Raw genomic sequence first — 21,755 nt, 5'->3', positions numbered from 1 at the left:
GAAGGCCATGACCTCTCCGGGTTCCGACCCGGAGAGGATCTGTGTTTGAGGCATTTCCGGACGAGGTGGAGACCCGTCCGCGTCAGGGAAATGCTCTGGAAACCACCGTCGGACCTGCACTGTGACGACGCCTCTGGCGCGCCGGCCTGATGTGCGGCAGGCGGCATTGCCCGCAAAAGGGCATTGGTGGCGACGGATGAAGACCGACCATGTCCAAACGTGACTATTACGAAACCCTCGAATGTGATCGCGGCGCTGACGAGGTGGTGCTGAAAAGCTCCTATCGCAAGCTGGCGATGAAGTGGCACCCGGACAGGAACCAGGGCAATCCGGAAGCGGAAATCCGCTTCAAGGAAGTCAATGAAGCCTATGAGGTGCTGAAGGACCCGCAAAAGCGCGCGGCCTATGATCGCTTCGGCCATGCCGCATTCGAAAATGGCGGCGGTGGGCCGGGCGGCCCCGGCTTTGGCAATGATTTCGCCTCGTCCTTTGCCGATATTTTCGATGACCTGTTTGGCGGAGCCATGGGGCGCGGGCGCGGCGGAAACGCCGGCGGCGGGCGCGGGCGCGGGGCGGACCTGCGCTACAATATGGATATCACGCTGGAAGAGGCCTATTCCGGCAAGAACGCGCAGATCAAGATTCCCGCCTCCGTACAGTGCGAGGCCTGCAACGGCTCCGGCGCGAAGGCCGGCACCCAGCCCAAGGCCTGCCGCACCTGTGGCGGGGCGGGCAAGATCCGCCATGCGCAGGGCTTCTTCACGCTGGAACGCACCTGCCCCACCTGTCAGGGGCGCGGCAGTGTCATCGAGGACCCGTGCGGGGCCTGTGGCGGCGCGGGCCGGGTGACCAAGGAACGCACGCTTTCGGTGCAGATTCCCGCCGGCGTGGAAGATGGCACCCGCATTCGCCTGGGCGGCGAGGGCGAGGCTGGCCTGCGGGGTGGCCCGGCGGGCGATCTCTACATCTTCCTGTCCATTGAGCCGCATCCCTTCTTCCAGCGCGAGGGGGCGGACCTCTATTGCCGCGTGCCCATCTCCATGTGCACGGCGGCGCTGGGCGGCACGGTGGATGTGCCCACCATCAATGGTGAAAAGTCCAAGGTGAAGATTCCCGAGGGCACCCAGTCGCAGAAGCGCTTCCGGCTGGCGGGCAAGGGCATGCCCATTCTGCGCAGCCATTCGCGCGGCGACATGTATGTGCAGGTGGTGGTGGAAACACCGCAGAACCTGACCAAGCGCCAGAAGGAGCTTCTTGCCGAGTTCGACAAGGAGTGCTCCGGCGAGACCCACCCGGAATCGAGCGGCTTCTTCGGCAAGGTGAAGGAGTTCTTCCAGGGGGCGGGCGAAAGCGCCTGAGGATGAGATATGAGTGCGTCCTTCATGGCACGGTCATGAAGGCGCATCATGTTGCCGGCGCGAGATGAAATTGGCCCGGTGTCTGGTAACCGCATGGAAAATGGGGCAAAGGCGCGCTGAAGCCTGTTTTGCCCCACCCCTGCACCACACGCTTCCATTCTGGAATTTCTTGACCCTGGCCGGTTTCCGTTTTAATCGCCACCCCCAATCCGGTGAGAGCCGGGCTCCCGAGGTGTCTTCGATGTTGTATTCCCAGGAACCGCGTACTGCGAACCACAAGCCCAAGGGCCATGACGAGGTGCGCTTCCTTCATTCCTGGTTCAAGAATCCCCTGAAGACCGGCGCGGTGGCGCCATCCAGCCCGGGGCTGGCCAGAATGATGGCGAGCTATCTCGATCCGCGCGCCGATGGGCCGGTGATCGAGCTGGGGCCGGGCACCGGCCCGGTGACCAAGGCACTTCTGGCCCGCGGCTTTGCGCCCGAGCGTCTTCATCTCATCGAATATAATCCCGAATTCTGCGAGCTGCTCCGCCAGCGTTATCCCGGCGTCAATGTCATCCGTGGCGATGCCTATGCCATGGCTAAGACGCTGAATGGCCGGCTGCCGGGCAATGCGGTGGGCGTTGTCTCATCCCTGCCGCTGTTCACCATGCCGGTTGAAGAGCGCCACCGCATGGTGAATGAGGCTTTTGACCTGTGTCATCCCGGCTCGCCCTTCATCCAGTTTACCTATGCCGTGGTGACCCCGGTGCCGCTGGTTCCGGGCAAGATCGAGGGCAAGGTTTCGCCGCGCGTATGGATGAACCTGCCGCCGGCGCGGGTATGGGTTTATCACCGCCCGTGAGATGCGGTTCTGCCGGGCGTGATGGTATTTCAGGCGGGTGCGGAGATCTGCGCCCGCTTTTTCTTGGCCTGCTCCATGGGCGGGCCTGAAGACCGAAAACAGGAGACGGGGCGATGAGCGAAGGGCAGAGCAGGCTGGCGGCGCGGGATCGTGTCATCGTCGCGCTGGATTATGCGCACCCGGATGATGCCCGCGCGCTGGTGCGCACGCTGGGCGACAGCATCGGCTTCTACAAGGTGGGCCTTGAGCTGACCATTGCCGGCGGGCTGGATCTGGTGAGCGAGCTGATCGATGCCGGGCACAAGGTGTTCCTTGATCTCAAGCTGCACGACATCGGCAATACGGTTGAAAAGGCCACTGCCGCCGCCGCCGCCCGCGGGGTGAACATTCTCACCGTGCATGCCTATCCCCAGACCATGGCTGCGGCCGCCCGCGGCGCTGCGGGCAGCGGGCTGAATGTGCTGGGTGTGACAGTGCTCACCTCCTATGACGATGCGGATCTGGCCGCTGCCGGCTATGCGGGCGGGGTGACGGAAATGGTGCGCCGGCGCGCGGCGGATGCGCGCGCGGCGGGGATTGCCGGCGTCATCTGCGCCCCGACGGATGCCACCATGGTGCGCACCATTCTGGGGCCGCGCGGGCTGGTGGTGACCCCCGGTGTGCGGCCGGCGGGTGCGGATGTGGGCGACCAGAAGCGGGTGGCGACACCGGCCTCGGCGATCCGCTCGGGAGCGGACATGATTGTTGTCGGCCGGCCCATCACCGCCGCTGCCGACCCGCGCGCCGCCGCCGAGCGGATCGTGGAAGAACTTGCGGGATTCTAAGGGGTTGGGCCGATTTTCCACCCCCTGCGCTGGGGGGCTGTGGCAAAACGCCTGTGCGTGCTATCTCTGTGCGTGAAACGAGACCCTGAGACGAATCAGTGTTGCGGCTGATCGCGCACCGTTGGGGCAGGGTGGCATAAAAGAGGCCCGGGTTTGGACGGGCATCGGGGAGCCAGTATTTCGTGTCAGATCTTCGCATTGTTATTGCCGGGGCTGGCGGCCGCATGGGCCGCACTCTCATCAGGGCTGTCCAGGAACATGAGAGCCTGACCCTTGTGGGGGCGCTGGAGCATGGTGGCAGCAGCCATCTGGGCGCCGATGCCGGAGTGCTGGCGGGGCTCGGGCCCATCGGCATCGTGATCGAGGCTGATGACAAGGCCGCGCTCGACAATGTGGATGCGGTGATTGATTTCACCTCGCCGGAAGCCAGTGTCCGCCTTGCCCGCCGCCTGTCCGGCTCGGGCGCGGCCCAGATCATCGGGACCACAGGTTTTTCGGATGAGGAAAGCGCCGCGCTGGCCGAGGCCGCCCGCACGCTCGCCATCGTCAAATCCGGCAATATGAGCCTTGGCGTCAATCTGCTGGCGGCGCTCACCCGCCGTGTGGCGGCGACGCTGGGTGAGGATTTCGACATCGAGATTGTCGAGATGCATCACAATCGCAAGGTGGATGCCCCCTCCGGCACAGCGCTTCTGCTGGGCGAGGCGGCGGCTGCCGGGCGCGGCCACAGCCTGGCCGATGTGGCGGACCGTGGGCGCGATGGCCTGACCGGCCCCCGCAAGCGCGGGGATATCGGCTTTGCCGCCTTGCGCGGGGGAACGGTGGTGGGAGACCACACCGTGATGTTCGCCGGTCCTTCGGAGCGGATCGAACTCACCCACAAGGCTGAGGATCGCATGATTTTTGCGCGTGGCGCACTTGCTGCCGCGCTCTGGGCCAAAGGCCGCGCGCCGGGCCTCTACTCCATGGCCGATGTCCTCGGCCTTGGTGATTTCTGATCAGACGCGGGAGTTATAAATGTCCGAACGCATTCTTGTGCTCGTGCGCCATGGCCAGAGCGAGTGGAACCTGCAGAACCTGTTCACCGGCTGGCGGGATCCCGACCTGACCGAGCAGGGCGTGCTGGAAGCCAAGCGCGCCGGTGAGACGCTGAAGGCGGAAGGGCTGCATTTCGATACGGCCTTTACCTCCGGCCTTGGCCGGGCACAGCGCACCTGTGGCCTCATTCTGGATGCCATGGGGCAGGGCGATCTCAAGCCGCACCAGAGCGTGGCCCTCAATGAGCGCGATTATGGCGACCTCTCCGGCCTGAACAAGGATGATGCCCGCGCCAAGTGGGGCGAGGAGCAGGTCCATGTGTGGCGCCGCTCCTATGATGTGCCCCCGCCCGGTGGCGAGAGCCTGCGTGATACGGTGGCCCGCACCCTGCCTTATTATGTGCAGGAGATTCTGCCCTGCGTGCTGCGCGGTGAGCGCACGCTGGTGGCGGCGCATGGCAATTCGCTGCGTGCGCTCATCATGGTGCTGGAGAAGCACACGCCGGAAAGCATCCTCAAGCGTGAGCTGGGCACCGGCGCGCCGATCATCTATCGTCTTGGCGCGGATTCCACCGTGCTGGACAAGCGCGATCTGGCGCCGGAAAGCTGAGAGATGGAAACGGGGCTTCGGCCCCGTTTTTCATGGTCCTGTGCATTAGGGTCAGGCGGGGTGAGGTCCTTCGGGCGGCATGTCGAAATAGCCTGAAATGATCGCGCATTCGCCATCTTCCGTCTGGCCGTTTCCTATTCTGCCATCTCCTGTTCTGCCCTGTGCAGGCAGGCCGTGACGCTCAATGCGGACGACCGGCAGAATGACCACACGCGGCCCCGGGGGCGGGTCATCCCGGGCTTTCTGGCGCGGGGACCTGGTCTGGAGACGGGCGCTCAGATCACGTCCTGCAGCGGTGCGGGACAGCGGAAAAAGTATGATCGTGCTCATGCCTGCGTTCCTCCGGCAGTGGAGGGCGCTTCTGGCGTCGTGGGCCTTGTGCTGAAGGCCCTCGCGTCTGTCACCGCAGAGGCATGTACCAGTATGCGCCAGCCATGAGGCCGACCGCCGTGGCCGGCACTCATGGACATAACGCCGCGCACGCTAAAAAGTTTCACATCGGTTAAAATCGTCCCGTTCCGGCCGCATGCGCCCGGGCCGGGGGATGTTTAGTCTTCCGCCAGATCGAGAAAATGCCGGCCCTGCCGGTCCTCGATCTCGACGATATGAATGTCGGGATCAAAGCGGATTTCCCGCGCCAGCCGGGCCTCCACATCCGCCTCCGGGCTGCCGGGCGGCAGGAGGGGGCTGAAGATGCGCTGGCCGGATGTCTCCTCGTCAAAGATGCCCTGAAGGGCGGGGCCGTAAAGCGCGGCGGTGCCATCCAGCGCATTCACCTTCACGAAGATGGCCCCGGCCTCTTCGGCGCCACGGCGCACCACCATGGCATAGGCACCCTCCACCTGTGCACGGCGCAGCAGGGCGGAGACGAAGATCGCGCTTTTCAACCGCATGCCTGCCTCACTGCACCTTCATGCCGGAAACGGCGGAGAGTTCCTTCATCAGCCGGGTGCTGATCTGCCCATCCACGGGCAGGTTGCGGTCCTGCTGGAAGCGCTGGATGGCCTGCCGGGTCTGCACGCTTTCCATGCCATCCACCTTCAGCGGGCCATAGCCCAGCTTCGCAAGGGCGCGCTGCACCGTGCGGGTGCGATCGGAGACCGGCAGGCCCTGCGGGGGGCGGATGACGCCGGCGGCCGTGGGCGCATCCCCCACATTGGCGGGCGGGCGCAGGTTTGAAATCCGCTTCGGCGTCGTCAGCCCCTGCACATCCGTTTCATGGGGGCGCACCGGAACAAGCGTGGAGCCCATGTTCGAGACGGACGTGCTGGAGGTCAGGATACCCAGATGTTCCTCGCCGGCTGCGGCTGTGGTGCGCCTTGTGCGCTCCGGCCGCGCCGCGGGCAGGGGAATGGAGGTGAACACAGGCGCTGCGGTCTCCACCGGCGGGGAGACCTCTTCCGCGGCTGTTTCAATGCTGCCCGTCATGACCTTGGCGGCCATGGCGCGCAAGGCCGGCCGGCCGGACTGAAACACCAGCACGTTCGCGATCACGGCCAGTGCCGCGGCTGCCAGAAAGGCGGCCGCGCAAAAATCCAGAAACCGCATGCGCCGTCCGACCTTCGCGCGCGGGTCAGGAAAATCATGATGGGCATGCAGGTCCGGTGTCATCGCGCCGGATGTGTGGTGGAAGCTCATGCCATCCTCCTTGCACGTGTTTTGCGCGTGCCGCGGGAGGAGGGGAAAGGCGACACGACGCTGCTGGTTTCAGTCTCTGCCGGGCGGGCGCGGCTCTCCTCGCGCATGGCGCTCTGCGGCACGATGGTGGCGGTACGGGCGGTCTCCATCGGCTCCATGCGGCCCGGCGGCGGCAGCACGATGGTGACGCTGGTGCCCTTGCCGGGCGCGCTCTGCACCCTGAAGTTGCCGCCATGCAGATTGACCAGCCCCTTCACCACGGCCAGCCCCAGGCCGCTGCCGCGCGATTGCTGGATGCGGTCTCCCGCCTGGAAGAAGGGCTCGCCAAGGCGCGCCACATCCTCCGCCTTCATGCCAGGGCCATTGTCACGCACGCGCAGTACCAGATCATCGCCCCGGTTATGAACCGACACCCGCACCTGCCCGCCCGCCGGCGTGAACTTGATGGCGTTGGACATCAGGTTGAGCATGATCTGCCGCAGGGCGCGCTGGTCCGCCATCATCACCGGCATCCGCCGGCTGGAGGACAGATGCAGCGCCACTCCGGCCTGCTGCGCATTCACGGCCAGCATGGTGATGCAGCCTGAGGCCAGGGCGGCGACATCCACCTGCTCCCCTTCCAGCACATAGGCGCCGGCCTCCACGCGGGAGAGGTCCAGAATATCGTTCACAAGCCCCAGCAGGTGCTGGCCGCTCTGATGGATGATGCGGGCATATTCAGCCTTGCGCGCCTCATCCAGCGGGGCGCCGGCCTCGGTGGAAAGCAGCTCCGAAAAGCCCAGAATGGCATTGAGCGGGGTGCGCAGCTCATGGCTCATGGCCGCCAGAAACTGGCTCTTGGCGGCATTGGCCTCTTCCGCATTCGCCCGGGCGCGGGCCTCGGCATCCACCTGCTGGCGGGAGGCAAGGGCTTCGCGCCAGATCACCCGCACGCGGCCATCCGGCAGGGGAAGGGCGCGGATCTCCAGAGGCAGAAAGCCGGCGCCGCCCGCCGTATCGACGTCCGTCCGCAGGCGTATGGCGCAGGTCACCGGTCCATTGGCCGCGCCGCGCACGGCGGCCAGAAAGGCGGGCCTGTCCGCCACCAGAACACGCTCGAACAGAGCGGTACCCTGCAGGCTGGCGGGGCTGCTGGCGGCAAAGGCCTGCCCATGCAGTTCCACCGCGCAGGATGCGCCCAGCCGGTCATGAACCGTGATGAGAATGGCGCCGGCCTGCTGCTCGGCCTCGCAGGCCCCGCGCGCGGCCCGGTTCAGTCCCGCCGAGAGCACCGCCAGGGCGCCACACAGAAGGCCAACCCCCATGAGGAACACGGTATCCACCGTATTGGCCACCAGCAGGCCGCTGGCTTGCCCCAGAAGCACGATCGTCACGCTGGCAAGCGCCAGAAACCCCAATATACCCAGAGTGATGGCCATGAGGCGGCCAAGCGTGGCCAGACGTGCAAGCGTGGCCAGACGCGGAAACACGCTCCGCTCCGCCTCCTGCTGCGGCATGGCCATAAGGGCTGCGCCCTCCACACCATCTGTCCCGAACTGAGCCACCACGCCCCCTTTTGGAAATCCGTTCCAGCGGCGCGGCCGCTGTCGCATGTCCTGACTATGTGGGCAGGGTGGCACTCAGCCTTTAAGCGAATGCTAAACGGGACAGGCAGATAGTTGCCAGCATTAACGATGTCTTGCTCTCGTTTCTGGAAAGACTTGAAAATGCGCGCGGCATCATCCGTGCCGGGCGGTCCGGCGCGGAGGAGCAGGAGCATGGGAGAAGGGCAGTGGGGCGCGGGCGCCCTATGCTTTCTGCGGGGATAAGGATGCGCAGACGGTGCCCGCCCGCATGGCATCCCCGATACCGATGATCTCGGCCAGAACCGAAACCGCGAGCATGCGCGGATCACGCGAGGAGGGAATGAGGCCGATGGGGCCGCGCACGCGGCTCATGGCTTCCTCGCTCACGCCCATTTCCGCAAGGCGCATCAGGCGCGTGCGCTGGGTGGAACGGCTGCCCTGCGCGCCAATATAGAAGGCCGGCGTGGTGAGCAGATAGCTCAATATGGCCGGCTCATAATCATGATCGTGGTAGAACAGCACGGCGGCGCTGTCGGCGTCGATCTTCAGCGCATCCAGATCAGGCACCCGGACAAGCTTGCTGACCTGACAGCCCAGTGCGCGGGCGGCGTTCAGGCTGGTCTCCTCATGGGAGATCAGCACATGGTCATAGCCAAGGCTGCGCACGAGGCTGGTGAAGAGCGAGGCTTCCGGCCCCGCGCCAAACACCACGAAACGGATGGGCGGGCGAAAGCCGATATGGAAGTCCTGGCCATCCGCCCCGGTGGGCTTCCAGTCCGCGAGCGAGAAACGCCCCTGCGGCGAGATGCGCAGCGAGACCGAATGGCGCGCGCGGCGTGCGGCAGCCAGATCCGCCAGCACGTCATGATCCTGAATGCGGACGAGCTCGATTTCCACCGCACCGCCACAGGGGAGGCGCATGTCTATGAAAGGCGAACCCTCGCCATAGCGCAGATGTCTGGGCTGCCCGCTGGCGCGCACTTCCTGCGCATGAAGAACGAGATCGGCCTCGATACAGCCGGATGTGATGGCGCCGACATAATGGCCATCGGGAAAGATGGCCATGACAGCGCCGGGATTGCGATAGGCCGGGCCATGGGTGGCGGTGAGAATGGCCATGACCGTGCCCGAGCCTCCCTGCTGGGCGGCGTCCCACGGATCGACAAGAGCAGGATGTGTGACAGACAGGGGCATTGCTGTTCCACCTCAAGGCCAGATCGCCCCGCACGGCCCTGTCTTTCACATGGTGCGCCACAGCTTGTGCTCAAGTGGTGCCGTGGATGAGAGGCAAGTCCGAACGGGCAGTCGGAAAACTCTATCGCAGCTTTTGTGGCGAATGAACGGGAAACTTCAAAAAAGTGACCGTTTGGTCACATATTTCCCGGCCCGGACCATTCCCCTGTGCATCCGGCGGGTGTTCCCGGATGGAAGGCATCCGGCACCGGGCAGGTCATTCTGTGAAAAGCCCCCTTGCGGGTGAGGGGCATCTTCCGCAAGGGGGAAGTGACCATGGGGCGGGGCACGGCCCCATGGTCCATGTGTGATCAGCCCAGCGGCGCGGTGGTGGCGTCGTAGGAATAGACCCAGGCCGGATCTTCCGGCTGCTTCAGCCAGGTATTGGCATTGGAGATGGTCTGCACCTTGGTGGCGCGCTCGCGGCGGGTGTCTTCATACAGCTTGAAGGCGGTGGCGTAGTCTTCCGTGCCGGTTTCCTTGAGGGCGCGGGCCAGAATGGCGGCATCCTCAATGGCCATGCACGCACCCTGCGCCATGTGCGGACGCATGGGGTGGCAGGCATCGCCCAGCAGGCACAGGCGGCCGCGGCTCCAGATGCTCATCGGATCGCGGTTCCAGAACGGCCAGCGGGTGACCTCCTCGGTGGCGTCGATCAGGGCCTGCACCACGGGGTGGGAGCCGCCGAAAATGCCTTCCATCTCCTCGCGGGAGGATTCGACGAAGCTGGTCTCGTGCTCCCACTCGCCGCCCACCGGCACGCCGGTCACATAGTAGTATTCGCTGCCGTCATGCTTGGTGGCATAGGCCATGATGTGGCGCGAGGCTTCCCACCACCACTTGGTGCAGCGCTCGAAATCCAGCCCGCTTGCGGCCAGCTTGTCCATGTTGAGCAAGGCGCGGTGACCCACCCAGCCGGAGAAGCGCGGCTTCTCGACACCCAGCAGCTTCTCGCGGATGACAGAGTTGATGCCGTCGGCGCCGATCACCAGCCTGGCGGAAACCTTGCGGCCATTGGCGAAGGTCAGCAGCACGTCATCGCCGCGATCCTCGATGTCGGTCAGGCGATGGTCGAAATGGATGCGGTCCTGCGGGATGATGTTGATCTGCTCGGCATGCAGGTCACCGCGGTGGATGGTGATGTAGGGCGCGCCATATTCCTTCAGCGCGAACTCGCCGAGCGGAATGCGGGAGAGATAGTCGCCGGTGCGGCCATCGCGCGAGAACCAGAAATCGGGGTGCGCGCCGATTTCGGACAGCTTGTCCTCAAGCCCGATGGTGCGGAAGATCTTCATCACATTCGGGCCGATATGGATGCCGGCGCCAAGGCGGGTGAAGACCGGGCTCTGCTCGAAGCAGTGCACATCGAGGCCGGCATTCAGCAGCAGGCTGGCAGCCGCCGCCCCGCCAAGACCCGCGCCGATGACGGCGATGTCGACAGTCTCAGCGGAACCATTTCCAACGGTACGGGATTCAGCGGAACTCATGGGGCAAACCTCATTGGTGTTGTTGGAATTATTGTTTGCGTACAAACAAACTTTTTGCAAGCCGAAAATCCAGTCATCATGCTGGTTTGCAGTGCATTCAAAGGGGGGTGGACAGGCGGCCGGCCGCCCTGGCCGGAAGGGCTCCGGCCAGGGCGGCATGTCCGTTTCACAGCGGGAGCGAAGGCGACTGGTGCGGGCATGAAAGCGCCTGCATCCCGATGCCCGGCCTCAATCTGGAACTGGTTCCGGGCGGTGTTCGCTCACATCACGTTCTGGCAGACCCATGCGCCGGGGAACCGGCGCATGGGGGTCAGTCCCACGCCGGCAGGTCCGGCGCATATCGCGCACGCACATAGCGCACGAGCTGGTCCAGCTCCGCATCCTGGAACTCGGAGCCGAAGGCGGGCATGTCGCGCAGGGTCGTACCCAGCGGAGCGGTGATTCCCTGCCGGATGACGATGCGCAGCGCTTCCGGATTGGGCGCGCGGACTGCCGCGGAGCGGAACAGCGGCTCATGCGCGGCTGTCACCATGTCGGCAATGGCCGGCTCATGGCAGCTCGCGCAGGCTGATTCGAACAGGCGCGAGGCCGGGCCGGGCAGGGGCCGGGCGCTTGCCTGTGCAGGCGCATGGGCAGGGGCCGGCTGGAGCAGGGTCGCCAGATAGACCGACATGGCGCGGATATCCTCATCCGGCAGGTCGTGCAGGCTGTGCACCACCTCCGCCATCGGGCCGGAGGCCACCGCCACGCCGGGGGCAAGGCCGGTGCGCATATAGGCGAAGAGGCTGTCTTCATCCCATCCGCGCGCACCCGCGGCCGTGCCGGCCAGAGGCGGCGCCCACCAGCCATGCACATCCCCGCCCGCATAGGCGGCGCTGCTGTTCTTCTCGGCCCCCAGCATGTTGCGCGGGGTGTGGCAGGCGCTGCAATGGCCCGCCGCCTCCACCAGATATTTGCCGCGATTCCAGATCTCGGAGCGCGCCGGATCGGGCCGGAAGGGAGCGGCGTCATGGAACAGCGTGTTCCACATCGCATTCAGGGGGCGCAGATTCACGCCCGGCAGCATTTCCGCCTGCGGTGTCGGCGCATGCACGGGCTCCAGCGTCTGGAGATAGGCATAGAGCGCGAACATGTCGTCTTCGGAGATTTTCGCGAAGGCGGTGTAGGGGAAGGCCGGGTAGAGATGCTTGCCATCCCGGCTGATGCCATGGCGCATGGCGCGGGTGAATGCCTCATAGGACCACAGCCCCAGCCCGGTTTCCGGGTCGCGGGTGAGATTGGTGGTGTAGACCGTGCCGAAGGGGGTCTCCATCAGCTTTCCGCCGGCATTGGGGAGCCCGTCTTCCTTTGTGTGGCACACGCCGCAATCTCCGGCCGCGAACACCAGCCGCCCCTTTTCCAGCAATGCGGGCGAGAAGCTGGACGCCGCCGGAGCCGGGGTGGGGGGCAGGGCGCGGGCGATGGGCAGGGCCATGGCCCCGATCGTGATCGCGCCGCCCAGGGCCCCGGCCGCACCCAGAAGCCGGCCGGGGCGCAGTTTCTCGAACCAGCCGGAACGGGTGCGCCGGGCCGGAGAATCGGGCGCGGCCAGAGCGCGGGCCTGCATGTCCGGTCCGCGCAGGCCGGCCTCATCCAGCGCCGCGCGCACCTTTTCGGGTGTGAAGGGCGCGGCCCGAAGGCGCACGCCTGTCGCATCGAAAATGGCATTGGCAATGGCGGCCGCCGAAGGCACGGCGGCACTTTCCCCCACCCCGAGGGGCGGATCGCCCGGCCGCTCGATCAGCATGGTCTCGATCTGCGGCACTTCCGGGAAGGTCTGGATGGGGTAGGTGGCCCAGCTCTTGGATGTGGGGGTGATGGAATCGAAGGTCACTTCCTCGCGCAGCACACGGCTGGCGGTCTGCGCCACGCAGCCATGGATCTGCTGGCGCACGCCATCGGGATTGATCACCAACCCCTGATCCTGCCCCACGAACACGCGGGTGAGATGCACTTCGCCGGTTTCCACATCCACCGTCACATCGCACACCCATGCCGCGGATGCTGCCGCCGTGCCGGGGAAGGTGCCATGGACATAGGTGGCGAAGGCGAAGCCCTGGCCATAGGCCATGCGTCCCTCGCGCCGCAGACGCGGGCCGGCATGCGGCTCCCATCCGGCGGCCTCGGCCGTGCGGGTGACCAGTTCGGCCTTGCGCGGGTCATCCAGATGCTTGAGGCGGAAAGCGACAGGGTCCTCCTTCGCCTCATAGGCCATTTCATCCATGAAGCTTTCATGGGCGAAGGTGTTGGGCAGGGCGGAGACGCCGCGCATCCATGCCGCGCGCACCAGCGGGGCCATGTCATGCACGGTGATGTGCAGATTGGGGATGCGATAGGGCGGAATGGAGGTGCGGTCGCCCATGTCGGACGGGCGCGGCTCGGGCGAGACGCGCCCTGTCAGCAGCAGCGCGAGATTGGGGCCGCGATTGGAGGGGTACCAGGTATCCAGCTTGTAGGCATGCACGAAGCCGTCTTCGGAAAGTCCGCCCGCCGCATCCATGAGCTGGGCCGCGCCCTTCGGCTCCCACAGATGCTCCTGCTCGCGGGTGAGCTGCACCCGAACGGGGCGGCCGACGGCTTGCGAGAGCAGCAGTGCATCACCGCACACATCATCCGCGCAATTGCGGCCATAGCAGCCGGCGGCCTGAAGACGGCGGATCTCGATGGCTTCGGGCGGCAGCTCCATGAGCGTGGCCAGATCACCCCGCAGCATGTGCGGGTTCTGCGTGCCGCTCCAGACAATGGGGCTGCCCTTGTTCCAATCCGCTATGGCGCAGGAGGGACCGATGGAGCCGTGCTCGTGATAGGGCCACACATAGGTGCGTTCCAGCCGCAAGCGGCTTTCGGCCATGCCTCGCTTGTAGTCTCCCCGGTCGTCCAGCAGGCGGGGGGTGGATGGCGCGCTGCGAAGCGTGCCGGGAATGTCGGTCATGTCCGGCAGTTCGGGCGGCAGGCTCCAGCGCACATCCAGCGCCTCGGCAATGCGCTGCGCCTGTGCGGCGGTGTGCGCCACCACGCCCAGAAAATCGGCATGGCGCACCACGGCCACGAAACCGGGCATGTGGGAGACGGATGATTCATCGAAGGAGATCAGGCTGCGGCCGATGAAATCGCCCGAATCACGCCCCGCATAAACCGGGCGGACCACATGGCCATGGAGCAGGCCATCGATCTTCTTGTCATGAATATAGGTGAAAGCGCCGGTCACCTTGTCGCCAAGGTCGCGCCGTCCGGTCCTGCGGCCGACAATGTGATAGCTGTTCGGGTCCTTCACCGGCGTGGCGCGGTCCAGCCGCACCACACGGTTCTGGCCTGAAACCAGCTCGCCCATGGAAATGGCGCGTTCGCCGGTGCTGAACACGCCTTCTGCAAGGGCCAGATCCTCCGGCGCCACATTCAGGCGCAGCCCGGCTTCCACCAGCAGCATCTGGCGCACCTGCGCGGCGGCGAGGCGCAAGGGGACAGCGGCGACCTGAATGGTCTCGGAGGCGATGGTCGGGCCCTGGTCCGGGGTGAGGGCGGTATCGCCCAGAATGATGCGGACGCTGGCGAGCGGCAGGTCCAGCTCCTCGGCCACGATCTGGGCGAGGGCGGTCTCGATGCCGGTGCCCAGATCCACATGGCCGTTGAAGCCGGTGGCGATGCCGGCGGCATCCATCTGCAGGAGGTTGGCCCGCCCGGCGGGCAGGTCATCATAGATGGTGATGAGGCCGTCCGGGCGTTCAGACATGGGTGTCCTCCTGCCGGGCGGCCATCAGTTCGGCCGCGCGGCGGACCGAGGCGATGATGTCCTTGTGGGTGCCGCACCGGCACAGATTATGGCGAAGGGCATCGCGAATGCGCTCCTCGTCCGGGTTCGGCTCGCGCTCCAGCAGCGCCACCGCCATCATCACCATGCCATTGAGGCAATAGCCGCACTGGGCGCCCTCGGCTTCCACAAAGCCCTGCTGCACGGGATGCAGCGCGCCTGTCTGCGGATCGGCCAGCCCCTCCAGCGTGGTCACCTCGCGGCCCTGCACATGGCAGGCGCGCAACACGCAGGCCCGGGCCGGCGCACCATCCACCAGTATGGTGCAGGCGCCACACTGGGCGAGGCCGCAACCATATTTGGGACCATGCAGGCCAAACTCTTCACGAAGCACATCAAGGAGAAGCCGTCTTTGATCGACCTCAACCTCCACAGCCCGCCGGTTGATGGAGAATTGGATGTTCATGTGGCGAAACCTGCCTCCCAACAGGATTTGGCCGATAGTAATAGACTTCAAGATTGAATGTATACAAATGAATTTATGTCTCGATCACATCGCCGGGAGCAAGCCGAAAATCGCTCCTGACGCCATTATGTGCACCCGCCTTACAGATAGGCACTCCACTGATTCGCGTGGCCCTGAGGGGGAATTATCGCCTTGCCCCGGCGGGCCGAGGGGGTAAAACTCCCGCCCGTGACCTGACGAGGCGAAAGCACATGGATTATGAACTGGATGATCAGGTCGGCTTTGTTCTGCGCAAGGCCTATCAGCGGCATCTGACGATTTTCGCGGAGCATATCGCCGGTGAACTGACAGCCATGCAGTTCTCCACGCTTTTCCGCCTCGTCAAGGCCGGCGAGCCGGTGTCCCAGAATGCGCTGGGGCGCATGGTGGCCATGGATGCGGCAACCACCAAGGGTGTGGTTTCGCGGCTGGTGGCGCGCGGCCTCATCCGCATGGAGCAGGATATGGTGGACCGGCGGCGTCATCTGCTCTCCGCCACGGAAGAGGGGCGTGCACTGGTGGCGCAGGTGATGCCGCGCATGGAGCAGGTGAGTGCGGATACCCTGTCCCCGCTCAATGCGCGCGAGCAGAAAACCCTGTTGAAGCTGTTGCAGCGCCTGTGCTGAACAGAGCCATGCCAGGCCTTGCATCCGGCCCCGGCATCAGGGCGCCGGCCGGAACCGGGAGAGGGGGGAGCGCCGCGTGAAGGAAGAAACCGCTGCAAAACGCAAGCCGGGCCGCCCGAAGGACGGGGTGGACCTGCGTGACACCATTCTCGACCATGCGGAAATGGCCTTTGCCGATCAGGGGTTTGCCGGGGCGCGGGTGCGCGATATCGCGGCGCGCGCGGGGGTGAATCAGGCGCTGATCCGCTATTATTTTGAAACCAAGGCCAATCTGTTCGACGAGGTGGTGCGCCGGCGCGGCGGCACCTTGTCCATGCACCGGCACCTGTTGCTGGACAAGCTTCTGGCCCGCGAGGCGCAGCCGGATGTCTCGCAGATCGTCCATGCCTATCTGCTCCCGCAATGGGAGATGAAATATAGCGGGCCGGGCGGGGAAGCCTTTGTGCGGCTTCAGGCCCGCCTGCATGCCGAGCCGGAAGAGCATGCCCTCCAGTTGCGCCGCGAGGTCTATGATGAATCGGTCAAGCGGTTCATCACCGCCCTTTCCGCGGCGCTGCCGCATATTCCGCGTGAAACCATCAGCCTGCGCATGGCCTTTCTGGTGGGCACCTATCTGTTCATGCTCAATGATCTGGGCCGGCTGGACGACATGAGCGATGGGCAGATCGGCGCGATCGGGAAAGAGGCGATGCTGCATCATCTGGTGCGCTTCCTCTCCGCCGGCATGAGCGCGCCGCTGGCGTGAGGCGGGCCGGCGCGCGGCCTGTCAATTGTCCGCGCGGCATCGGCCTGTTGCTGTTTTCCGCCTTCCCCCCGTGCCTCACATTTGCGCACTGCCAGCGGTGCCGGCTGCGAGTTTCCGGTTGAAATTATGCAGAAGGATAATTTATGCTGACACCAGCAGGGGAGAGGTGAGGTCACCCGCCCCGCGCCGCATGTGACGGGAATGAGAGGGAGGTCGCCGATGGATCACGCCAGTTTTACCCAGATCTGTCTTCACCAGCTGAAGATGTCTGGTGTGCATGAGGGCGAAAAGCTCGTCGTGCTCACACAGGGCAATGAGCGTCTTGATTATGCCGATGCCTTCATGGCCGCCGGCCAGATGCTCGGCGCGCGCATGTATCACATGCGTCTGCCCTCTCCCCCGCCGGTGGGCGCATGGGCTGTGGGGGTCACCGGCCTTGCCGCGCTGCCCGAGGCGGTCGAGGCGCTGAAGCAGGTGGACATGCTGATCGACTGCGTATTCCTGCTCTTCTCCCCCGAGCAGATGGCCATTCAGGCCGCGGGCACCCGTGTGCTCACGGCCGTGGAGCCGCCGGAACTGCTGGCCCGCATGCTCCCCACCAAGGAGCTGCGCGAGAAGGTGGAAATCGCCGGTGAAATCCTCGCCAAGGCCAAGGTGATGCGCATCACCTCCCGCCATGGCACGGATGTGACCTACAAGCTCAACACCTATCCCACCCTGACCGAATATGCCTGCACCGACGAGCCCGGCCGCTGGGACCACTGGCCCTCCGGTTTCGTGTTCACCGGCGGTGATGATGATGGCGTGGACGGCACCATCGTGGTGGCGCCGGGCGATGTGCTGCTGCCGCAGAACATGTATGTGCGCGAGCCCATCATCTATACCATCGAGAAGGGCTGGATCCAGGACATCCGCGGCGGGCTGGATGCCGAGCTGGTGAAGGCCTATATGGCCGATTTCAATGACGAGCGCGGCAAGGGCATGAGCCATGTGGGCTGGGGCATGAACCCCAATGCCAAGTGGCACAACATGACCCCCGGCGCCTTCCCCGGCGGCATGGGCATGGAGCCGCGCAGCTTCTATGGCAATGTGATGTTCTCCACCGGCCCGAACAACGAGCTGGGTGGCCCGAACGACACCGCCTGCCATCTCGATATCCCGATGCGCGACTGCTCGCTCTTCCTTGATGATGAGCCGATCGTCATCGACGGGGATATCGTGGTGAAGGACATCCAGATGAAGCGCGGCTGAGGCCGCAGGCTCCGGCCCGGCCGGAGCCCCTGCACATGCAACAGGGCCGCCCCCTTGCCGGGGCGGCTTCGCCATGAATGGAGCGGAACATGTCCCAGTCCGAAGTTTACAATCAGGCCGGCTTCGGCCGCCCGGTGCCGCGCGGCACCCGCCCGGCCGTTGTGGTGATCGATTTCACCTATGGTTTTACCGATACCCAATATCCCACCGCCGCCGACATGTCGGCCCAGATGGCGGCTACAAGGCGCATCACCGATGCCGCACGGGCCAAGGGTTTTCCGGTCATCTACACTGCCATTGCCTACCATCCCGGCGAGCTCGACAAGCTGGCCTGGCTGAAGAAGGCGACCGGCATGGCCGCGCTGCTGGAAGGTTCTCGCCTTGTGGAGATCGATGCCGCCACCGGCATCCAGCCGCAGGACACGATCATCACCAAGAAGGGGGCATCGGCCTTTTTCGGCACCAATCTGGCCGGGCTGCTCACCAGCGCTGGCGTCGACACGCTGATCGTGACCGGGGCGACCACCTCGGGCTGCGTGCGGGCCTCGACGGTGGATGCGGTGCAGGCCGGCTTCAATGTGCTGGTGCCGCGCGATTGCTGCGCCGACCGGGCACAGGCCCCGCATGATGCCAATCTGTATGACATGCACCAGAAATATGCCGATGTGACGGATGCCGATGACATCCTCGCATGGCTCGGGACGGTGCCTGCAAAGGCCGGCTGATGATGCGCCCGTTCGGGTGGCATGCGTGAAGAGGGGCGCGTTCCGGGCTGGAACGCGCCCCTCATTGTTTCAGGCCGGCATGGCCGCGTTTTCAGGTGGAGTGGATCTGGCGTGCGGGCCTATTTCGCATCCACCTTCGGCCGCTTCATCGGGAACACGCTGTCTATGGATGCAAAGTCCATGTATCCGAGGCGGGTCAGCGGGCGAAAACGGGTCACATCGAAGCGTCCTTCTTCCGTGATGCAGTCATCGCGCAGATGAATGGCCTCCACGCGCGCCAGAACCATGAGGTTCTGCTCGCCCTCCAGCTCGATGATCTGTGTCATCCGGCATTCAAGAGAGGCGGGCGCGCGGGCAAGGCGCGGGCAGGACATGGTTTCGCATTCCGCCATTTGAAGGCCGAGCGCCTCCGCCTCGCTGATCTCGCGCGGATAATCGGCGGAAGACTGGTTCAGCGCCTCGCGATCGTCGAAGCCGGCGATGTTCACGCAGAACACACCCGTTTCCGAGATGTTGGAGAAGCTGTCCTTGCCCCTCTCCCTGTCAGCCTTGCGGCCGATGGACGAGACCATGATCTGCGGCGGGCTGTAGGCAATGGCGTTGAAGAAGGAATAGGGCGCAAGATTCGTCGCGCCATCCGCGCCGCGGCTGGAAATCCAGGCGATGGGGCGCGGGGAAACGATCGCGGAAAACGGATCTCTTGGCAGGCCGTGGCCTTCTGCCGTGCGGTAGAACATGTGCCGGGGGCCTCCTCATGAACAGGTCGCCCCCGGACCCTTCACCGGAACTGGCGTTCCGTACAGGGGCCGGGGGCGGCGGGTACCGGTTCTGGAATATGCGCCCCGCCTGCCGGCGGCAAGCCTGCGGCGGAGCGCGGGAGGTTCAGAAGATCACTCAAGAACCTGGTTGCGGGATTCCGCATCGATCATCCACACCGAAATGGCGGAGATGAGCAGGAAGGCGGAGATCACGCCAAGGGCCATGTTGAAGTTGGTGGCCATGACCGGGGCGATGATCGAGGGGGCGAGCAGGCCGCCCACACGGGCGATGGCGCCCGATGTGCCCATGCCGCTGGCACGCAGGTTGGTGGGATAGATCTCCGGGGTGAAGGCGTAGATCGAACCCCAGGTGCCCAGAAGCGCGAAGCTCATCAGCAGCGTGGCGCCCACGACGATCAGCGGGGTCTGGCCCAGCGAGTAGACAAGGCAGCCGGCGGCGCTCAGCAGCAGGAAGCCGACGAGGGTGGGCTTGCGGCCCCACTTCTCCACGCCATAGGCGGCAAGGGCGAAGCCCGGAAGCTGCACGATGGCGACAATCACGAGGAAGAGCTGGCCGCGCATGAAGCCGAAGCCTTCCGCCGAGAGGCGCACCGGCAGATACACGAAGATGCCGTAATAGGAGATGGAGATCAGGAACCACGCCAGGAACAGGAACACCGAACGGCGGGCAAGGGTGGGGGAGAACAGCGCCAGAATGGACTTCTTGGCCATCTCTCCGGGTTGAAGCTCGCCAATGGTATTGTTGTTGCCATTGACCCTTGCAACCCGTTCCAGAACCTTGCGCGCCTTTTCCGATTTCCCGACATTGTTCAGGAAGTGCGGGGACTCGGGCACATAGAAGCGCAGCACCACGCCGATGAGCGCCGGAATGCCGGTGACGAAGAAGATGACGCGCCAGGCATCATTGCCAAGACCTTCGGCGAACAGGGCCAGAACGGCAATCGCGATGGTGCCGACCGCCCAGAAGGACTCCAGCAGCACCAGCCAGCGGCCGCGACGGTCCGAGGGCAGGAACTCGGCCATCATGGTGTAATCGACAGGCAATGTGGCGCCCACGCCGATACCGGTGACCAGGCGCAGGAAGAACAGCCATTCCAGGCTGGGGGCAAAGGCCGAGGCAATGCCGCCGAAGGCGTCGATCAGGATGGCGATCATCAGCACCGGCCGGCGTCCGATCCTGTCGGCCAGACGGCCGAACACGAAGGCGCCGATGAGCATGCCGATGAAGAACATCGTGCCGGTCTGCAGGGCCGCCGGGATGGAGACATCAAACGTGCGGGCAATGGATGGCACGGAGAAGCCGATGGCCAGCACCTGCATGGCATCGGCTGCCCAGACGAGGCCGAAAATCACGAACAGGCGGTACTGGAACTTCCCGACCCCTGCGGCTTGAATGCCTTGCTCCATGGTGAGCTTGGAGGATGACATCGAGTACTCCCTATGAAATTTGAATATTGGCGCGGAGACCGGGTTGCGACTTGGGGGCCGTTCCGGAAGGCAGACGGATCCCCCGACAGGGAGAGACTCGGCCCAGTTCAGGCCGAGTACACACTGGAGGCAAGAGGCGGGCCAACCTTTTTCAGGTTGAACCGCGAAATCCCTGGACCATTAGAAGTCGTTCAAAAAACCTCGGGCTTTCTGTGAGCCTCTTAAGTCTTCAGGCGCAAGTTCCCGTGCGCATGTTTTCATCGTTGATGCATGCGATACTGTGATCCGCAATATGGACAGTGCGGGTCTGCTTCTCTTGTGTCTTCTCAGCCCCCTCGGGGGCCTGTACCAGCGGGATGCCAGGCAAGGACTATTCATGGTTCCCGGTGGCGGGGCAGATCTTCTGGATGATGGCGATTGCCCGTCATCACCGGGGCTTGCTCCCGCGGCATTGCCGCGAAAGGGGGCGGAGGCGGGGCTGTTTCGGCCCGGTGTCCGGTCCGCGGGTCCATGGCGCATGGGCCGGAAGGGGCGCCGGCCCATGCGTTTCACAAATGGCTCAGTACGCGCCGGAAAGAAGGGCGCCGGCGCCGGGAACGACGGGCTCCAGCTCCAGGGCCTTGAGCATCTGATAGGTGGTGGCGATGGCTGCGGTGAGGGTGGGCTTGCCGGTCTGGGCTTCCACCTTGGCCACGCTTGCGAGCGAGGGCATCTGCACGCAGGCGGAGAGCACGATGGCATCCACGCCGGACGTATCCAGCTCGGCCACGATGCCCGGCAGATTGGCCGGGTCATGTGCCGCAACCTTCAGATTGTCGGAAATTTCCAGAGCGCGATGGGTCACGACCTCCACGCCCTCGGCCTGGATATAGTCGATCACCATCTTGGTGAGCGGCTTCATATAGGGCGCGACGACGGCGATGCGCTTGGCCTTCATCACATCGAGCGCCTCCACCAGCGCGCCGGCGCTGGTGACGACGGGGGCCGGCGCGCCATTCTCGGCGGTGACGGCCTGAAGGCGCTTCTGGCTTTCGCGGTGATAGCCATGGCCCATGGACATGATGGCGACGAGGCAGGCATAGCCGAGCACATCCACGCGCGCATCGGAGAGCTCCAGCGCGCAGCGGTCGGACTGGGCATCCATGGCCGCCAGCTCTTCCTTCGTCACATGCTTCATGCGCATGCGGGCGGAATGGAAGGTGAAACGCTCATCAGGACGAATGAGCTGGCGGGCGGCCAGCATGGCGGGGATTTCCGTCTCCATCGTGATATTGGAGCTGGGGACAATCTGGCCGATGCGATAGGTCTTGATC

Annotated in this window: 19 protein-coding genes; 9 read left to right on the top strand and 10 right to left on the bottom strand. The window is 64.9% G+C overall.

The window, feature by feature from the left end:
- The first annotated feature begins 209 nt into the window (after positions 1-209).
- From dnaJ to ACT6QG_RS13080, 5 genes are all read left to right on the top strand, one after another.
- Positions 210-1,358 carry a molecular chaperone DnaJ gene (gene dnaJ, locus ACT6QG_RS13100; RefSeq protein WP_444978012.1) on the top strand — a complete coding sequence of 383 codons (1,149 nt, stop codon included), beginning with the start codon at positions 210-212 and terminating at the stop codon, positions 1,356-1,358.
- A gap of 241 nt (positions 1,359-1,599) precedes the next feature.
- Positions 1,600-2,202, top strand: a complete 603-nt coding sequence (locus ACT6QG_RS13095) for a class I SAM-dependent methyltransferase (RefSeq protein ID WP_444978011.1) — start codon at positions 1,600-1,602, stop codon at positions 2,200-2,202.
- 113 nt (positions 2,203-2,315) lie between these two features.
- Positions 2,316-3,026: an orotidine-5'-phosphate decarboxylase gene (pyrF, locus tag ACT6QG_RS13090; RefSeq protein WP_444978010.1), complete on the top strand. Its 711-nt coding sequence runs from the start codon at positions 2,316-2,318 to the stop codon at positions 3,024-3,026.
- A gap of 182 nt (positions 3,027-3,208) precedes the next feature.
- Positions 3,209-4,024 (top strand): 4-hydroxy-tetrahydrodipicolinate reductase, encoded by an 816-nt coding sequence (dapB, locus tag ACT6QG_RS13085; protein ID WP_444978009.1) that lies wholly within the window; start codon positions 3,209-3,211, stop codon positions 4,022-4,024.
- 19 nt (positions 4,025-4,043) lie between these two features.
- The gene (locus ACT6QG_RS13080) at positions 4,044-4,673 is read left to right on the top strand and encodes a 2,3-bisphosphoglycerate-dependent phosphoglycerate mutase (protein WP_444978008.1); all 630 of its coding nucleotides are present in this window, start codon (positions 4,044-4,046) and stop codon (positions 4,671-4,673) included.
- 548 nt (positions 4,674-5,221) lie between these two features.
- Here the strand turns inward: ACT6QG_RS13080 and ACT6QG_RS13075 are convergent.
- The 7 genes from ACT6QG_RS13075 to ACT6QG_RS13045 all read right to left on the bottom strand — a co-directional run bounded on the left by ACT6QG_RS13075 (position 5,222) and on the right by ACT6QG_RS13045 (position 14,849).
- A complete protein-coding gene (locus ACT6QG_RS13075; protein WP_444978007.1) occupies positions 5,222-5,566 on the bottom strand; it encodes a DUF1491 family protein in 345 nt (114 codons plus the stop codon).
- 7 nt (positions 5,567-5,573) lie between these two features.
- Positions 5,574-6,311: a peptidoglycan-binding domain-containing protein gene (locus tag ACT6QG_RS13070; RefSeq protein WP_444978006.1), complete on the bottom strand. Its 738-nt coding sequence runs from the start codon at positions 6,309-6,311 to the stop codon at positions 5,574-5,576.
- Positions 6,308-7,855 carry a sensor histidine kinase gene (locus ACT6QG_RS13065; protein ID WP_444978005.1) on the bottom strand — a complete coding sequence of 516 codons (1,548 nt, stop codon included), beginning with the start codon at positions 7,853-7,855 and terminating at the stop codon, positions 6,308-6,310. Before ACT6QG_RS13065 ends, ACT6QG_RS13070 begins: the two co-directional genes overlap by 4 nt.
- A gap of 243 nt (positions 7,856-8,098) precedes the next feature.
- Positions 8,099-9,070: an XdhC family protein gene (locus ACT6QG_RS13060; protein WP_444978004.1), complete on the bottom strand. Its 972-nt coding sequence runs from the start codon at positions 9,068-9,070 to the stop codon at positions 8,099-8,101.
- Between the two features lie 350 nt (positions 9,071-9,420).
- On the bottom strand, positions 9,421-10,596 hold the full coding sequence (locus ACT6QG_RS13055; RefSeq protein WP_444978003.1) for an FAD-dependent monooxygenase: 1,176 nt from the start codon (positions 10,594-10,596) through the stop codon (positions 9,421-9,423).
- Positions 10,597-10,906: 310 nt separating this feature from the next.
- Positions 10,907-14,365, bottom strand: a complete 3,459-nt coding sequence (locus ACT6QG_RS13050; RefSeq protein WP_444978002.1) for a molybdopterin cofactor-binding domain-containing protein — start codon at positions 14,363-14,365, stop codon at positions 10,907-10,909.
- Positions 14,358-14,849 (bottom strand): (2Fe-2S)-binding protein, encoded by a 492-nt coding sequence (locus tag ACT6QG_RS13045; protein WP_444978001.1) that lies wholly within the window; start codon positions 14,847-14,849, stop codon positions 14,358-14,360. The genes ACT6QG_RS13050 and ACT6QG_RS13045 overlap by 8 nt, the downstream gene beginning before the upstream one ends.
- Positions 14,850-15,100: 251 nt before the next feature.
- Here ACT6QG_RS13045 and ACT6QG_RS13040 point away from each other — a divergent pair, with 251 nt between their 5' ends.
- The 4 genes from ACT6QG_RS13040 to ACT6QG_RS13025 all read left to right on the top strand — a co-directional run bounded on the left by ACT6QG_RS13040 (position 15,101) and on the right by ACT6QG_RS13025 (position 18,235).
- Positions 15,101-15,514, top strand: coding sequence for a MarR family winged helix-turn-helix transcriptional regulator (locus ACT6QG_RS13040; RefSeq protein ID WP_444978000.1), 414 nt, complete (start codon positions 15,101-15,103; stop codon positions 15,512-15,514).
- A gap of 76 nt (positions 15,515-15,590) precedes the next feature.
- Positions 15,591-16,259, top strand: a complete 669-nt coding sequence (locus ACT6QG_RS13035; RefSeq protein ID WP_444977999.1) for a TetR/AcrR family transcriptional regulator — start codon at positions 15,591-15,593, stop codon at positions 16,257-16,259.
- 219 nt (positions 16,260-16,478) lie between these two features.
- Complete coding sequence (locus tag ACT6QG_RS13030; protein ID WP_444977998.1) at positions 16,479-17,510, top strand: 2,5-dihydroxypyridine 5,6-dioxygenase NicX family protein; 1,032 nt, start codon at positions 16,479-16,481, stop codon at positions 17,508-17,510.
- An 89-nt stretch (positions 17,511-17,599) separates the two neighbouring features.
- The gene (locus ACT6QG_RS13025) at positions 17,600-18,235 is read left to right on the top strand and encodes an isochorismatase family protein (RefSeq protein WP_444977997.1); all 636 of its coding nucleotides are present in this window, start codon (positions 17,600-17,602) and stop codon (positions 18,233-18,235) included.
- 119 nt (positions 18,236-18,354) lie between these two features.
- On the opposite strand, the gene ACT6QG_RS13020 is transcribed toward ACT6QG_RS13025, so the two are convergent.
- The 3 genes from ACT6QG_RS13020 to ACT6QG_RS13010 all read right to left on the bottom strand — a co-directional run bounded on the left by ACT6QG_RS13020 (position 18,355) and on the right by ACT6QG_RS13010 (position 21,754).
- Positions 18,355-18,972, bottom strand: a complete 618-nt coding sequence (locus ACT6QG_RS13020; protein WP_444977996.1) for a flavin reductase family protein — start codon at positions 18,970-18,972, stop codon at positions 18,355-18,357.
- A 153-nt stretch (positions 18,973-19,125) separates the two neighbouring features.
- A complete protein-coding gene (locus ACT6QG_RS13015) occupies positions 19,126-20,442 on the bottom strand; it encodes an MFS transporter (RefSeq protein WP_444977995.1) in 1,317 nt (438 codons plus the stop codon).
- 559 nt (positions 20,443-21,001) lie between these two features.
- Entirely contained in the window at positions 21,002-21,754 is a 753-nt protein-coding gene (locus ACT6QG_RS13010; RefSeq protein WP_444978286.1) for a maleate cis-trans isomerase family protein, read from the bottom strand.
- Position 21,755: the final 1 nt, after the last annotated feature.

This window comes from Haloleucobacter ellipsoideus, assembly GCF_052491725.1.
This window is presented reverse-complemented; position numbering and strand designations above follow the sequence as displayed.